The organism is Streptomyces sp. NPDC026062 (assembly GCF_055568375.1).
Genome location: NZ_JBVHOQ010000045.1, coordinates 49,054 through 64,130 on the forward strand (window position 1 = coordinate 49,054; position 15,077 = coordinate 64,130).

Here is a 15,077-nt window from a genome sequence, read left to right on the forward strand (position 1 = left end):
TGCATCGACGCCGCGCCGGACGTGTGCGCCGCAGCAGTGGAACGATGAGGCGCTCGGCCCGGACGATCGAGGCCGAGCGCCGACTGCCTGCGAGGGCCCGGCCGCTGGTGAAACCGCGGGCTGCCTGGGAGGGTCCCGGCGGCTGGTGAGGCCCCGGCTGCAGTTGACGGCGGCGGTGGGGCCACCGCGGCCCGGTTCGCCGAGCCGTGGTTCGGGTCAGTGCGCCGTGGCGCGGGTCGGCGATTCGCGGGTGCGGGTCAGCGAGCCGCGCTGCGGTGCAGGGCCTGGACCGCGCCACCGCCCGTGCGTTGCGGACCGGGGTCCGGAGCCCGTGTGGTGTCGGCGAGAGCGGACGGTTGCGACATGGAGTGGGGGCGTCGGCCACCACGGCCTTCTCCGAGCACCTGCCAGCCGCCGCGGGTGAGCGTGATGTAGGCGCCACACCGCAGCCCGTGCAGGGTGCAGGCGTCCCGTAGCCCCCACATCCAGGCCCCGTCCTCCTCGGTCCAACGCTCGTCCCCCTCGCGGCAGTAGAGCAGTACCGCGGTACGGACGGGGGTGCGGCGCCGGAGATCGTGCGGGATGACCCGTCGCAGGTGCGACAGCAGGGCGTTACGGAATTCCCAGCCGTCCGCCGTCACCGAGCGACGGGCGAACGAGGCGCTGGCCGCCAGGCGTTCCTCGTGGTCGAGCACGGCGACGACGGCGGTTTGCGGGGTCGGCCGGTGCCTGGCGTGCAGACCGCTGACCACCTCACGCGGGCTGCGCAGCAGCGGTATGCCCGCCGCTGCCCATTCGGCCGGTTCGAGCATTCTGCCAAGGCGGTTGGCGGAGTCGGCGGCCGACGACATAGAAGTGGCTGCGGACGGAGCGAATCCGAAGGTCACGGTCCTCCCTTCGCATACGCGCCCACGATGCGGGCAGGGTCGAGTGAGGGCGCGCCGCGGCACAGCCCTTCCGGGCCCGCGAAGAGACCGTGCGGGGGCGAGTCCAATTCTTCCTGGCGTATCGGCGGGCGGCAACGAGCAATTGGCGCAGCTGACGGTAATCAGCCGGAATGACACGGATATCCCTGCCCGGTCCAGTACCGGATGACGCCACCCTTCACGCCTGGACAGCGAGGACCAGCGGAAACACGCCGTCCGCCCCGGCCCGCCGCAGGAGCCGGGCAGCCACCGCGAGAGTCCAGCCGGTGTCCGAGAGATCGTCCACGAGCAGAACGGGCCCGTCTGCCGCCGCCAGAGCCTCGGCCAGGTCGGGTCCCACGACAAGCCGCTCGTGCAGGGCCCGGACCCGCTGGGCGCTGTTGGTCTGGGAGATCCGGGCACCTTCGGTGCCCGGCGCATGGCCGACGCTGCCCAGCAGGGGCATCCGTCCGATTTCAGCGATACGGCTGCCGAGGGACTGGATGAGCCGGGGCCTGCCGTACGAGGCCACGGTGACGACGCCGACCGGCCGGGGGACGGCGTCCACCGCGCCGGGCGCCCAGCCCCCCGGGCCCCTGGCCCAGTCGGCCAGCACGGTCACCACGGCCTCGGCCACATCGTCCGGCACGGGAGCGTCGGGCGCCTGGGCCGCGAGCATGGGGCGCAGCCTGTTGCCCCAGCCGATATCGGAGAGGCGTCCCAGTGCCCGGCCGGTGTCTGACAGCTCACCTGCCGGGATCCGGCCCTTGAGGTCGACACCCACCGCGGCGAGGCCGGTCGGCCACATCTTGCGCGGTTCGACCTCGACACCGGGCCGGCCGAGCTCACCCCGCGCGGTGTCCAGTGCGGCGGCGGAGACGGCCTCGTCGAAACGGGCTCCCGCACAGTTGTCACAACGTCCGCAAGCGGTCGCTTCCTCGTCGTCCAACTGGCGGCGGAGGAACTCCATCCGGCAGCCGTCCGTCGCCGCGTAGTCGCGCATGGCCTGCTGCTCTGCCGCCCGTTGGCGTGCCACCCAGGCGTACCGCCCGGAGTCGTAGACCCAGGGCTCGCCCGTGGCGACCCAGCCGCCCTTGACCCGGCGGACCGCTCCGTCGACGTCGAGGACCTTGAGCATGGTCTCCAGACGGGTGCGCCGCAGGTCTACTAGCGGTTCCAGAGCGGGCAGCGAAAGAGGGCGGCCCGCCTGGGCGAGCGCGTCGATCGTGCGCCTGACCTGTTCCTCCGGAGGGAAGGCAACCGACGTGAAGTACTGCCAGATCGCCTCGTCCTCCTTGCCCGGGAGCAGCAGCACCTCGGCGTGCTCCACGCCGCGGCCCGCGCGTCCCACCTGCTGGTAGTAGGCGATGGGGGAGGAGGGCGAGCCCAGGTGGACGACGAATCCCAGGTCCGGCTTGTCGAAGCCCATACCCAGCGCGGAAGTCGCCACCAGGGCCTTGACGCGGTTGGCGAGCAGATCGTCCTCGGCCTGCTGCCTGTCGGCGTTCTCCGTACGGCCGGTGTACGAGGCGACTGTGTGCCCGCACTGGCGGAGATACGCGGTGACCTCTTCGGCCGCCGCGACTGTCAGGGTGTAGATGATCCCTGAACCGGGGAGCTCTTTGAGGTGGTCGCCGAGCCAGGCCAGCCGGTGCGCCGCATTGGGCAGTTGCAGGACGCCGAGGCTGAGGCTCTCCCGGTCCAGTGGCCCGCGCAGGACGAGAGCGTCCGTCCCCGCGCCGGTCCCCAGCTGTTCCGCGACGTCGGCTGTCACACGGGCATTGGCGGTGGCGGTGGTCGCGAGTACGGGCACGCCTGCGGGCAGATCGGCGAGCATGGTCCGAAGCCGACGGTAGTCGGGCCGAAAGTCGTGGCCCCAGTCGGAGATGCAGTGCGCCTCGTCGACGACGAGCAGCCCGGTCGCGGCGGCGAGCCTGGGCAGGACCTGATCCCGGAAATCGGGATTGTTGAGCCGCTCGGGACTGACCAGCAGCACATCCACTTCGCCGGCGGCCACTTCGGCCTGCACGGTGTCCCACTCCTCGGTGTTGGACGAATTGATCGTCCGCGCGCTGATGCCGGCCCTGGCCGCGGCCGCGACCTGGTTGCGCATCAGCGCCAGCAGGGGCGAGACGATCACGGTGGGCCCGCTGCCCTGCGCGCGCAGGAGCGAGGTGGCGACGAAGTACACGGCGGACTTTCCCCAGCCGGTCCGCTGAACGACCAGAGCTCTGCGCTTGTCGGCGACGAGCGCCTCGATGGCCCGCCACTGGTCCTCGCGCAGCCGGGCAGCGCCGGAGGCGTCCCCGACAAGTCGTGCCAGGACGGAATCGGCCGAAGCCCTGAGCTCTGTGCGGTCTGCGTTGGTCATTCCCCCATGCAACCCGATGGGTACGACAAACCGCGAACGACCGCGCGTTGCCTGTGGATAAGTTATCCACAGGGGGTCGCGGAATTTTTCCATTCGGGGGACGGTCATCCCATGAACAAGCACCACGAATCCACCGGCCCGTCCGACGAGCAGCAGATCACCTTGCGAGGGCCCGCGGAGCTGGCCGACGCCCTTCCGTATCTCATGGGGTTCCATCCGAACGACAGCGTGGTCATGGTCGCCCTGCATGGTGGCCGGGGCCGCTTCGGCGGGCGCCTGAGGCTCGGTATTCCGCAGTCCGCGCAGGAGTGGCCGGCCGTCGCCGAACAGCTTGCCGAGTGCCTGGTCAAGGGCAGTGAGCGGCGTGGCGGGCGACCTGACGCGATCGTCGTCTTCCTCTGCCAGGACCCTGTCGAAGGGGAGTCCGGCAACCAGACCATGGAGCGGCTGCGGCCTTTCGCCCAGCGGTTGAGGATCGCGTGCGGGGCGCTTGATGTGCCCGTGCTCGAGGCTCTCTGCATCTCCGGCAACAGGTTCTGGTCCTACGTCTGCCCCGATGCCCGCTGCTGCCCGGCCGAGGGAAATCCGCTGGCGATGCCCGGCACCTCGGTGATGGCGGCGGCAGCCACGTACGCCGGTGTCCAGGTGCGGGGGTCGCTGCGCGAGATGGAGGCCAGGCTGACGCCCCAGTCGGGCGTGGTGGGCCGGGAACAGCAGCTTGCCCTGGACGCGGCCGGGGCAGCGCTGGTGCCGAAACTCCTCGATGAGAAGAGCCGCAGGGAGGTCAGTGAAACCACCCTGAAACTGGCCCGGCGGCTCATGGAGCGCCTCCGACGGGCCCCGGCGGCAACGCCTTCGCTGTCCGACCTCAACGACGACCGGTTGATCAGTCATGAAGAGGCGGCCGCCGCGATTCTGGGCCTCCAGGACCGGGAGACGCGGGACAGGGCCGCGGAGTGGATGGAAGGGCCCGAGGCGGATTCCGCGCTGAGGCTGTGGCGGGTTCTGGCGCGCCGTTGTGTCGTGCCGTTCGAGGAGCATGCGGCGGCTCCGCTCACGCTGGCGGGCTGGGTCTCGTGGTCGACCGGTGACGAACCGGCGGCGAGGGTGGCGCTGGGTCTCGCCCTGCGGCTGGACCCCGGTTACACCTTCGCCCAGCTGCTCCACGAGGCCTGCAACCAGGGCCTCGATCCGGAGACGCTGCGACGCTGCCTGCGCGGCGAACGCGGCACCCGGACGGTGCGGCGCGGTCACGGTGCGGGGCGGGTCGCGGGGGCCCGTTCGGCGCGGGCACGGACGGCCGGGCAGCGCCGGCCGCGGACCGGCTCCGCTCTGCCGAACACGGTGCCCGGCCGGCGCCGGGCCGGACAGTCGCGCACCCAGAGCCGTCGGGGGACCCGGACCGGGCGATGAGCGCGGTGCGGTGCCGTTTCCCGGCACCGCACCGCCGGTGCCATCGGGCGCGGTGAACGATGAAGAGCATCACGAAGGGAGTGTTTATCGTCAGGCAGACGACTATGATCACGACATGCCGCCCTACGACCCGTCGACCTTCCCGCCCTTCGCTGTCACCGTCGACCTGGTCGTGCTCACGGTGCGCCGTCACGCGCTCTGTGCCCTGGTGGTACGCCGAGGAGAGACGCCGTTCCAGGGCAGATGGGCGCTGCCCGGCGGTTTCGTCAGAGCCGATGAGGACCTCGGCGCCGCCGCAGCGCGTGAACTCGTCGAGGAGACCGGGCTGTGTGCACACGACCCTTCGACCCCCGCGGTCGGCAACGGAGCTCATCTCGAACAGCTCGCCACATACGGGGACCCCGCGCGCGATCCTCGTATGAGGGTCGTCAGCGTCGCCCATCTCGCGCTGGCCCCTGATCTGCCCGCTCCTCGGGCGGGCGGTGATGCGAACAGCGCGCGCTGGGCACCTGTCGAGGACCTGCTTGGGCCGGAGGGGGCCTATGGGCGGGACGGCGAGCGCCAGGCCCCTCTGGCTTTCGACCACGCCAGGATCCTCGCCGACGGCGTGGAGCGGGCGCGTTCCAAGATCGAGTACTCCTCGCTGGCCACCGCGTTCTGCCCGCCGGCCTTCACCGTCGGCGAACTCCGCCGGGTGTACGAGGCGGTGTGGGGTGTGGTCCTCGACCCGAGGAACTTCCACCGCAAGGTGACGGGCACGCCAGGCTTCCTGGTGCCCTCCGGTGGTACGACCACCAGGCAGGGGGGACGCCCAGCCCAGTTGTTCAGGCCGGGGTCGGCCACGGTTCTGAATCCGCCGATGCTGCGGCCCGAGGTCTGACCGGTGAGGACTGATGTCCGAGGTGTGACTCCGGGGTAGCTCTCTCCGCGCGGAGAGCTGGGGAAGGGTGCGAGAGGTGAGGGGGCGTGCGGGTTCGCCCAGTCCGGGCAGGCCCGGGGGCCGGGTGGGCTCGCTGGGACGTCAGGATCCAGATCTGCGCAAAAAGTCCGATATGTCGGGTTATTGTGCTGCCGTACGTTCTGCCGTCGAGCGGCCTCACCTCCTGCGAGAGAAGCGATGCTCCAGGCCATCGGACTCACCAGCACCCGTCACCGCGGAGCTCCCCCCGCCGTGGACGACCTCACCTTCGAAGCGGAATCCGGCCGTGTCACCGCACTGCTGGGCCCACCGGGTTCTGGCAAGACCTCGGCCCTGCGGCTGATGCTCGAACTCGAGCACGGACGTGGCATCACCTACTTCCGGGGCAGGCCGTTGCATCGCGTGGCGCACCCGGCGCGCGAGGTGGGGGTCCTGCTCGGGGAAGTGCCGGGGCACCCCGCCCGTACCGCCCGAGGGCAGCTCCGCATGCTCTGTGCCGCTGCCGGAGTGCCTGTGTCCAGGGCCGACGCCCTGCTCGACACTGTCGGTCTCGCCGGTCTCGGGGACCAGCGCATCGGCACGCTCTCCCTGGGTATGGACCGCAGACTGGCGCTCGCGTCCGCGCTGCTCGGCGACCCGCACACGCTGATCCTCGACGAGCCCGCCGAAGGACTCGCGGCGCGGGAGGCCGCCTGGCTGCACGGGATGCTGAGGGCCCACGCCGAGCGGGGCGGCACGGTTCTGTACACGACGCGGGACCCCAAGGAGGCCGCTCGGTCGGCCGGTCATATGGTGACGATCGACGCCGGCCGTCTTGTCGCCGATCAGGACGCCGCGGACTTCTCCCGCACCCGGCTGCGTCCTCGCGTCGCGGTACGTACCCCGCACGCCGCCCGTCTCGCCGCGATCGTCAGCCGCGAGGCGCGTGCCGCCCGGCGGTCCGTCCAAGTCGTTGCCGAGGTGAGCGGCAGCCGCCTGTCCGTATACGGAAGCAGCTGTGCGGAGGTCGGGGACGCGGCGTTCCGCCACGGCCTCCCCCTTCATCAGCTCGCGGACGAGGTTGGTGACACCTGGCCCGGAGGCGGCTCCGGCCCTGTTCGCCCCGTCGCCACATCCGGGCCCCGCCGGGACGGTCCAGGCCCCGCCGAGCAAGCCGCCGCCCCCATCGCCGCTGGTCCCGCCACTGTTGCCCCCATGACTGCTGCCGCTCCCGCCGCTGCCACGCGCCCTGCCGCCGCTCCCGCGACTGACGCTGCCCCGGCGTCCCCCGTCGCTCCCGCGTCTCCCGCGTCTCCCGCCGCCCCCGCGGCCCCCGCCGCCCCCGCGGCCGAAGCCGCTCCCGCGACCGCCACTGTCCCTGCTGGCAGACCCGAGTCCGTCGCCCTCGCCACCGCTGCCCCCATGGCCGCCGCTCACGCCGCTGTCCCTGCTGCCAAGCCCACGCCCACGCCCACGGCCAGCGCCGTCACCGCTTCTCCCGGCGTTTCCGGGCGCGGCGCGCGCCCGGCCGCGAACTCCGGCGCGGTGCGGCTGCCGCCGCCGATCAGGCGGCGGCCGGCCCGCGGCCCGCTGCGCCCGGTGCGTTATGAACTGCGTCGCCTCTTCGGCGTCAGAACCACGACCCTGATCATTGCCGTCGCCCTTGCCGCTTCGGCCGCGGTGTCCCTGCTGCTCGCCCGCAACGGACGTACTCCGCTGCCGGACGTACTGGCCGCCTGGCCTTCGCTGTTGCCGTTGCCTCCGGCCGCGCTCGGTGCCGGGCTGCTCGGCGCTCTCTCCTTCGGCGACGAGTTCCGCTATCCCGCGCTGGCCGCCGGCCGTGGCACGGTCCCTCGCCGGCTCGGGCTGCTCTTCGCCAAGATGGCCGTGTCGGCGGGTGTCGCGCTGTTGCTGGCGCTGCTTGTCGTGCTGGTCTCGGCCGAGTCCCTCCGCCTCGTGTACGGCGGGGCCTTGGTCCGGGTCCCTCCGAACGCGATGTCGCTGGCCGTCAGTTGGTCGGGTCTGACGGTCGGCTGCGCCTGGGCCGGATTGCTGGCCGCCGGGATCTTCCGTGTGACGGCGGCAGGCGTAGCCGCCGTGCTCGCCGTTCCTGTGCTGATGGTTCCGCTCATCCAGGCGATGCCGGAGATGCCGACCACCCGTTCGATGAGCGGACTTCCGGGCCGACTCGGAGAACTCGCCTGGCTGCGGTGGCCGCATGGGGCTGACCGGTGGGCGCCGGCCGTGATGCGGGTCGTGGCGCACCCCGTGGGAACCGCGCTGGCCCTGTCGTTGTCGGTCCTTGTCTGCGCGTATGTGTTCACGAGCCTCCGCGGCAGAGTGCGTTGGTGATCGCGGAGCGGGTGACGGATGAGCGGTGAACCGTAACGCCATTGAAAATGCCCCTTTTATACCACTAAGGCGTCAATTGCGGGGTCAGTGACGATCACCCTTTCGTGTGCTTTTCACCAAAGACCTCAAGGGGTGGCTGAGCCGCGCCGACAAAGGATGCGTGAGTACCGTTGCGCACACCACGATGACCGCCGCCCGCACCGCCGACACCGGCATCGCCGGTCCGGGCGAACTCGACTCCTACAACTACGCGGAGGCGCCGACCGGCGAGCGTGCCGCCGTCCGGCCCTGGGACGGCCCCGATGCCGAGCTCGGCCGCATGGGCCGGCGGGGGTCGGCCAGCCGGGGCCGAGGCCTGCACGGCCAACTTGTTCAGCAGCTGGGTCAGATGATCGTTTCCGGTGATCTCGGTGCCGACCGGCCCCTGGTTCCGGAGGAGATCGGTCAGCGATTCGAGGTGTCCCGCACCGTTGTCCGGGAATCGCTGCGCGTGCTGGAGGCCAAGGGGCTGGTCAGTGCCCGGCCCAATGTGGGTACCCGGGTCCGGCCGGTCAGTGACTGGAATCTGCTCGATCCCGACATCATCGAATGGCGAGCGTTCGGGCCGCAGCGCGACGACCAGCGTCGCGAGCTGGGTGAGCTCCGGTGGACGATCGAACCGCTGGCCGCCAGGCTTGCTGCCGGTCATGGACATGAGAATCTTCAGCGGCGGTTCGTGGACTTGGTCGAGATCATGGGGCATGCCCTCGGGCAGGGTGACGCGATCACCTGTGCGCGCGCCGACGCGGAATTCCACTCCCTGCTCATCCAGGCCGCGGGCAACCGCATGCTGGAGCACCTCTCGGGCATCGTTTCTGCCGCTCTTCAGGTGTCGGGCGGTCCGGTCACCGGTTGTGACCGGCCGAACGAGGCGTCTCTCGGCCACCACGCGCGCATCGTCGAGGCCCTGGCCTCCGGCGACTCCGCGGGTGCCGAGGCGGCCATGCGCCATCTCCTCGTGGTCCAGCCCGGAGTCGTACCGGCGCCGCGAGAGCACTGAGCACGGCACGGCCAGGGTGTACGAGCCGTGTGTCGCCGGGCCTGAGTGGTCCGGCGGCACAATTGGGGGGAGATGTCACTGCTGATCCGGTTCGTCGCAAATGAGGTGTGACTCGGGCCACGCGGATTGGGCGTAACACTCCTCGAAACAGCGCGATGACTTAAGAGGTGACCGCCGCGGAAGGAATACAGCAGCCATTGAGCGCGCTGTGCAGTTCTGAGGCCTAGCCCGCGCCGTCGGTACATACCCAGCCCGACGGTCGTCGGTTCCAGCCCTCTCAGGGCCGGGCCGGAAGCCGTTTCCATCGTTCCGAGAGGTTGTTCGTGTCGGCCAGCACATCCCGTACGCTCCCGCCGGAGATCGCCGAGTCCGAATCTGTCATGGCGCTCATCGAGCGGGGAAAGGCTGATGGGCAGATCGCCGGCGACGACGTGCGTCGGGCCTTCGAGGCTGACCAGATTCCGCCAACCCAGTGGAAGAACGTTCTGCGCAGCCTCAACCAGATCCTCGAGGAAGAGGGTGTGACGCTGATGGTCAGTGCCGCGGAGCCGTCGAAGCGCGCCCGCAAGAGCGTCGCAGCGAAGAGCCCGGTCAAGCGCACCGCCACCAAGACCGTCGCGGCCAAGACGACCGTGACGCGGACCGTCGCGGCCACTGCGGCCCCGTCGGCCGAGACCGTCGACGCGGTGGCCGATGACGCCGCCGCGGCCGCCCCCGCGAAGAAGGCGGCGGCCAAGAAGACGGCTGCCAAGAAGACCGCCGTGAAGAAGACGGCGGCGAAGAAGACCGCGTCGAAGAAGGCCGGCAAGCAGGACGACGAGATCCTCGACGGTGAGGACGCCGCCGAGGAAGTCAAGGCCGGCAAGGGTGAGGAAGAGGAGGGCGAGGGCGAGAACAAGGGCTTCGTCCTCTCCGATGACGACGAGGACGACGCACCTGCGCAGCAGGTCGCCGTCGCCGGCGCCACGGCCGACCCGGTCAAGGACTACCTGAAGCAGATCGGCAAGGTCCCGCTCCTCAACGCGGAGCAGGAGGTCGAGCTCGCCAAGCGCATCGAGGCGGGTCTGTTCGCCGAGGACAAGCTGGCGAACTCGGACAAGCTCGCTCCCAAGCTCAAGCGCGAGCTGGAGATCATCGCCGAGGACGGCCGCCGCGCCAAGAACCACCTGCTGGAGGCCAACCTCCGTCTCGTGGTCTCGCTGGCCAAGCGGTACACCGGCCGCGGCATGCTCTTCCTGGACCTGATCCAGGAGGGCAACCTCGGTCTGATCCGTGCCGTCGAGAAGTTCGACTACACCAAGGGCTACAAGTTCTCCACGTACGCCACTTGGTGGATCCGGCAGGCGATCACCCGCGCCATGGCCGACCAGGCCCGCACCATTCGTATCCCGGTGCACATGGTCGAGGTCATCAACAAGCTCGCGCGTGTGCAGCGCCAGATGCTCCAGGACCTGGGCCGTGAGCCCACCCCGGAGGAGCTGGCCAAGGAACTCGACATGACCCCTGAGAAGGTCATCGAGGTTCAGAAGTACGGCCGCGAGCCGATCTCCCTCCACACCCCGCTGGGTGAGGACGGGGACAGCGAGTTCGGTGACCTGATCGAGGACTCCGAGGCGGTCGTTCCGGCCGACGCGGTCAGCTTCACGCTCCTCCAGGAGCAGCTGCACTCGGTGCTCGACACCCTGTCCGAGCGTGAGGCGGGCGTGGTCTCCATGCGCTTCGGCCTCACCGACGGACAGCCGAAGACGCTGGACGAGATCGGCAAGGTCTACGGCGTGACGCGTGAGCGCATCCGTCAGATCGAGTCCAAGACGATGTCCAAGCTGCGTCACCCGTCGCGCTCGCAGGTCCTGCGCGACTATCTCGACTAGGTCGTTTCAGCGCATAGGCCGAGGGCCCGGATCCATGGGATCCGGGCCCTCGCTTCTGTAGGGGCGCAGGTGCGGATCGGGATCGACGGAATGACTCTGGGTAGGCATGGTTCATCACAGAGTCAGGAGAAGGTATGTCCCGTACCGTCGTCCGCACCATGACCGGGGCGCTTGCCCTCACGGCCGCAATGGCTGTGATACCGCTCGCGTCGCCCGCCCCGGCAGTCGCGGACAGCATCGTCATCGGCGGTCAGCCCGCTCACGTCAAGGACAGTCCATGGGTGGTGGCAATCGCCAGCCGTGACCGGTTCGGAGGTACCCGGGCCGGCCAGTTCTGCGGTGCCGTCGTGGTGGGGCCGAAGAAGGCTCTGACAGCCGCGCACTGTCTGAGCCGGGAGGCGCTGGGCGTCGATGTCGGCCAAGTGCGCGACCTGCGGATCATCTCGGGCCGCGACGAGCTGACCGGCACCGGGGGCAAGGAGGTCGCGGTGAGCGGGACCTGGGTCAATCCCGGTTTCGACGCCGCCACCAACAGCGGTGACGTCGCCGTGCTCACCCTCGCCGAGGCGCTGCCCGAGCAGAGCGTGATCCCCATGGCGAAGGCCGGTGACTCCGCGTACACCTCCGGGACACCCGCCGTCGTCTACGGATGGGGTGACACGACCGGCGACGGCGACTACGCGACATCGCTCCGCTCCGCGAACGTGACCGTGCTGCCGGACAGCTCGTGCGAGCAGGCCTACCCAGGAGGCAGGGGCGGCACGTACGACGCCTCGGCGATGCTCTGCGCGGGCGAACCCCAGGGCGGCTATGACGCCTGCCAGGGGGACAGCGGAGGGCCTCTGGTGGCCCAGGGGAAGCTCGTCGGCCTCGTGTCCTGGGGGAACGGGTGCGGCCTCGCGGGCAGTCCTGGCGTCTACACGCGGATCTCCGCCGCCATCGAGTGGATGGACGGGGCCGCCTGACCCGCACGGGTCGGCGGGTACGAGAACGGGCGGCTCCCCTTGTGATGGGGAGCCGCCCGTCGGCCGGTGCGGGACCGGGCCCTGGCTCGTCGTGGATGCGAGGTGTCAGTGTTGTTCCTCTTCGGCGGCTTGGGCCTGCACGGCCGTCAGTCGATCCGTCTCATCCTGTATTTCCGCGGCGATCTTCTTGAGTTCCGGCTCGAACTTGCGACCATGGTGGGCGCAGAAGAGCAGTTCACCGCCACTGATCAGGACGACGCGCAGGTATGCCTGGGCGCCGCAACGGTCACAGCGGTCTGCTGCGGTCAGCGGGCTCGCGGGGGTCAGAACAGTAGTCACGTCGCCTCTTCTCTAGCTCGACGAGCTGTCGTACCAGGGTCAACATCCAACCAGGCCGAAAACGTTCCCGCTCGTGGCATTTCTTCGAAACTTCTTCTCAGGATGGCTGTCTGTTGCCGGTTCGCGGCGAATGTGCCGTATTGCGTGGCGCTACGGTTTCGCGTTGCTTGTCTTGGTCGGTCCCGCCGGCTGGCTTGCCGGTTGTTTATGAGGACGTGCCCGGAGCCTAAATGGTTCATGCCTGGAAGGGAACGTGATGTGCGCGTCACTCCAAGGAGGGATCGAACGTGTATGCGAAGCTGGACTAGTGTGAGGGTTCTCCGAGGGTGGCGTTACACCCGCTCTACCAGGCCTCGGTACCCTCTCAGCGGCGACCGAAGCCGAGCCCGTTACCCACTGGGCCCCAAATGAAATTCAGCGAGGAGCGAACCGCGTGACCGCCGATACGTCCGTGCCGTCCACTGCGCTGCTGACCGGAGCAGACCAAGACGGTTCCAACTACACCGCGCGGCACCTGCTCGTACTCGAGGGGCTCGAAGCGGTTCGCAAGCGCCCCGGGATGTACATCGGGTCCACCGACAGCCGCGGCCTCATGCACTGCCTCTGGGAGATCATCGACAACTCCGTCGACGAGGCTCTCGGCGGATACTGCGACCACATCGAGGTCATCCTCCACGACGACTCCTCCGTGGAGGTCCGCGACAACGGCCGTGGCATCCCCGTCGATGTGGAGCCGAAGACCGGGCTGTCCGGCGTCGAGGTCGTGATGACCAAGCTGCATGCCGGAGGCAAGTTCGGCGGCGGGGCCTACGCCGCCTCCGGCGGTCTGCACGGCGTCGGCGCTTCCGTCGTCAACGCGCTCTCCGCCCGCCTCGACGTCGAGGTCGACCTCCACGGCGCCACGCATTCGATCAGTTTCCGGCGCGGCGTCCCCGGCATGTTCACGGAGCAGGGGCCGGACAGCCCCTTCGACCCGGCCAACGGGCTGCTCAAGGGCAAGCGGATCCCGAAGGGCCGCACCGGCACCCGGGTGCGCTACTGGGCCGACCGGCAGATCTTCCTGAAGGACGCCAAGCTCAACCTGGAGACGCTTCACCAGCGGGCCCGCCAGACGGCCTTCCTCGTTCCCGGCCTCACCCTCGTCGTCCGCGACGAGCGCGGTCTGGAAGGGCAGGGCAAGACGGAGGAGACCTTCCGCTTCGACGGCGGGATCAGCGAGTTCTGCGAGTACCTAGCCCAGGACAAGGCCGTCTGCGACGTTCTGCGCCTGACCGGGCAGGGCACGTTCAAGGAGACCGTGCCCGTACTCGACGAGGTCGGCCACATGACGGCGACCGAGGTCACCCGGGAACTGGCTGTCGACATCGCCATGCGGTGGGGCACCGGGTACGACACCAACCTGAAGTCCTTCGTCAACATCATCGCCACCCCCAAGGGCGGCACGCATGTGACCGGTTTCGAGCGTTCCGTGGCCAAGACGGTCAACGAGGTGCTCCGTTCCGCGAAGATGCTGCGCGTAGCCGAGGACGACATCGTCAAGGACGACGCGCTCGAGGGCCTCACCGCGGTCGTGACCGTACGGCTGGCGGAGCCGCAGTTCGAGGGACAGACCAAGGAGGTGCTGGGCACCTCGGCGGCCAACCGGATCGTCGCCAACGTGGTGGCCAAGGAGCTGAAGGCGTTCCTGACCTCCACCAAACGGGACGCGAAGGCCCAGGCCAGGGCGGTCCTGGAGAAGGCGGTGGCAGCGGCCAGGACCCGGATCGCCGCCCGTCAGCACAAGGACGCGCAGCGTCGCAAGACGGCTCTGGAGTCCTCCTCCCTGCCGGCGAAGCTCGCCGACTGCCGCAGCGACGACGTGGAGCGCAGCGAGCTGTTCATCGTGGAGGGCGACTCCGCGCTCGGCACCGCCAAGCTGGCACGGAACAGCGAGTTCCAGGCGCTGCTGCCGATCCGCGGCAAGATCCTCAACGTTCAGAAGGCATCCGTCTCCGACATGCTGAAGAACGCCGAGTGCGGGGCGATCATCCAGGTCATAGGAGCCGGGTCCGGCCGGACGTTCGACATCGACGCCGCCCGTTACGGCAAGATCGTGCTGCTGGTCGACGCCGATGTGGACGGCGCGCACATCCGGGTCCTGCTGCTGACGCTCTTCCAGCGGTACATGCGGCCCATGGTCGAGGCGGGGCGGGTCTTCGCCGCCGTGCCCCCGCTGCACCGGATCGAGCTGGTCCAGCCGAAGAAGGGGCAGGACAAGTACATCTACACGTACTCGGACAACGAGCTGCGCCAGCGGCTGCTGGAGCTCCAGCGGAAGAACGTCCGGTACAAGGACTCGATCCAGCGCTACAAGGGTCTGGGTGAGATGGACGCCGACCAGCTGGCCGAGACGACGATGGATCCACGCCACCGCACGCTGCGGCGGATCAACATCGGCGATCTGGAGTCGTCCGAGAAGGTCTTCGATCTGCTGATGGGCAACGAGGTGGCTCCCCGCAAGGAATTCATCACCAGCTCGGCGGCCACGCTGGACCGCTCGCGCATCGACGTCTGAGGCCACATCCTTCCCGGCATCCCGCCGGACCGAGCCGTGGTGGCCCCCCCGCCCGGGGGGGGGCACCCGCGGCGTTTTGGGCCCGCCCGGGGGCCGGGCCCCCCGCGGGGGGGGGCCCCCCGCGCCCCAAAGGCTCAGCGGCCTTCAGCGAACTCCCTGAGGTCCGCGGTCAGTTGCTCGCGGTGTGTGGCGAACAGCCCGTGGCCCGCGTTCTCGTAGACCTTGAAGGTGCTGTCGGGCGCGAGTTCCGCCGCACGACGGCCGGTCAGCTCGATGGGGGCCGACGCGTCGTGGGTGCCGTGGACGACGAGGACGGGTAGATCGAGCTTGGCGATCTCGGGCGCCACGTTCAGGGTGACGACGAGGTCGC

11 protein-coding genes are annotated in these 15,077 nt (G+C 69.7%); 7 read left to right on the forward strand and 4 right to left on the reverse strand.

Translation table 11 applies throughout. From position 1 onward, the window contains the following. Positions 1–257: 257 nt before the first annotated feature. On the reverse strand, positions 258–887 hold the full coding sequence (locus tag ACZ4LX_RS31490) for a hypothetical protein (RefSeq protein WP_467641486.1): 630 nt from the start codon (positions 885–887) through the stop codon (positions 258–260). 217 nt (positions 888–1,104) lie between these two features. Continuing rightward, positions 1,105–3,276 (reverse strand): RecQ family ATP-dependent DNA helicase, encoded by a 2,172-nt coding sequence (locus tag ACZ4LX_RS31495; protein ID WP_467641483.1) that lies wholly within the window; start codon positions 3,274–3,276, stop codon positions 1,105–1,107. Positions 3,277–3,387: 111 nt separating this feature from the next. Here ACZ4LX_RS31495 and ACZ4LX_RS31500 point away from each other — a divergent pair, with 111 nt between their 5' ends. From ACZ4LX_RS31500 to ACZ4LX_RS31525, 6 genes are all read left to right on the forward strand, one after another. Next, on the forward strand, positions 3,388–4,689 hold the full coding sequence (locus ACZ4LX_RS31500) for a DUF4192 domain-containing protein (RefSeq protein ID WP_467641480.1): 1,302 nt from the start codon (positions 3,388–3,390) through the stop codon (positions 4,687–4,689). Between the two features lie 115 nt (positions 4,690–4,804). After that, entirely contained in the window at positions 4,805–5,569 is a 765-nt protein-coding gene (locus ACZ4LX_RS31505; protein ID WP_467641477.1) for an NUDIX hydrolase, read from the forward strand. Between the two features lie 237 nt (positions 5,570–5,806). Next, positions 5,807–7,939, forward strand: coding sequence for an ABC transporter ATP-binding protein (locus tag ACZ4LX_RS31510; RefSeq protein WP_467641474.1), 2,133 nt, complete (start codon positions 5,807–5,809; stop codon positions 7,937–7,939). Positions 7,940–8,123: 184 nt separating this feature from the next. Then, positions 8,124–8,978 carry a FadR/GntR family transcriptional regulator gene (locus ACZ4LX_RS31515; RefSeq protein WP_467641694.1) on the forward strand — a complete coding sequence of 285 codons (855 nt, stop codon included), beginning with the start codon at positions 8,124–8,126 and terminating at the stop codon, positions 8,976–8,978. Between the two features lie 323 nt (positions 8,979–9,301). After that, positions 9,302–10,849, forward strand: coding sequence for an RNA polymerase sigma factor (locus tag ACZ4LX_RS31520; protein WP_467641472.1), 1,548 nt, complete (start codon positions 9,302–9,304; stop codon positions 10,847–10,849). A 134-nt stretch (positions 10,850–10,983) separates the two neighbouring features. Then, positions 10,984–11,814 (forward strand): S1 family peptidase, encoded by an 831-nt coding sequence (locus ACZ4LX_RS31525; protein WP_467641470.1) that lies wholly within the window; start codon positions 10,984–10,986, stop codon positions 11,812–11,814. Positions 11,815–11,919: 105 nt separating this feature from the next. Here the strand turns inward: ACZ4LX_RS31525 and ACZ4LX_RS31530 are convergent, their stop codons facing one another. Further along, positions 11,920–12,153 (reverse strand): DUF7455 domain-containing protein, encoded by a 234-nt coding sequence (locus ACZ4LX_RS31530; protein ID WP_024489001.1) that lies wholly within the window; start codon positions 12,151–12,153, stop codon positions 11,920–11,922. Between the two features lie 433 nt (positions 12,154–12,586). Between ACZ4LX_RS31530 and ACZ4LX_RS31535 the strand changes: the two genes are divergently transcribed. Next, positions 12,587–14,707 (forward strand): DNA gyrase/topoisomerase IV subunit B, encoded by a 2,121-nt coding sequence (locus ACZ4LX_RS31535; RefSeq protein WP_467641466.1) that lies wholly within the window; start codon positions 12,587–12,589, stop codon positions 14,705–14,707. 134 nt (positions 14,708–14,841) lie between these two features. Here ACZ4LX_RS31535 and ACZ4LX_RS31540 read toward each other — a convergent pair. After that, positions 14,842–15,077: alpha/beta fold hydrolase (locus tag ACZ4LX_RS31540; protein ID WP_467721328.1), on the reverse strand; the 236-nt coding region annotated here is incomplete at its 5' end.

Excerpts from the sequence above, each read along its gene's own strand:
- ACZ4LX_RS31495 (WP_467641483.1), bottom strand. The coding sequence starts at position 3,276 with ATGACCAACGCAGACCGCACAGAGCTCAGGGCTTCGGCCGATTCCGTC.
- ACZ4LX_RS31525 (WP_467641470.1), top strand. The coding sequence starts at position 10,984 with ATGTCCCGTACCGTCGTCCGCACCATGACCGGGGCGCTTGCCCTCACG.
- ACZ4LX_RS31505 (WP_467641477.1), top strand. The coding sequence starts at position 4,805 with ATGCCGCCCTACGACCCGTCGACCTTCCCGCCCTTCGCTGTCACCGTC.
- ACZ4LX_RS31500 (WP_467641480.1), top strand. The coding sequence starts at position 3,388 with ATGAACAAGCACCACGAATCCACCGGCCCGTCCGACGAGCAGCAGATC.
- ACZ4LX_RS31515 (WP_467641694.1), top strand. The coding sequence starts at position 8,124 with ATGACCGCCGCCCGCACCGCCGACACCGGCATCGCCGGTCCGGGCGAA.
- ACZ4LX_RS31510 (WP_467641474.1), top strand. The coding sequence starts at position 5,807 with ATGCTCCAGGCCATCGGACTCACCAGCACCCGTCACCGCGGAGCTCCC.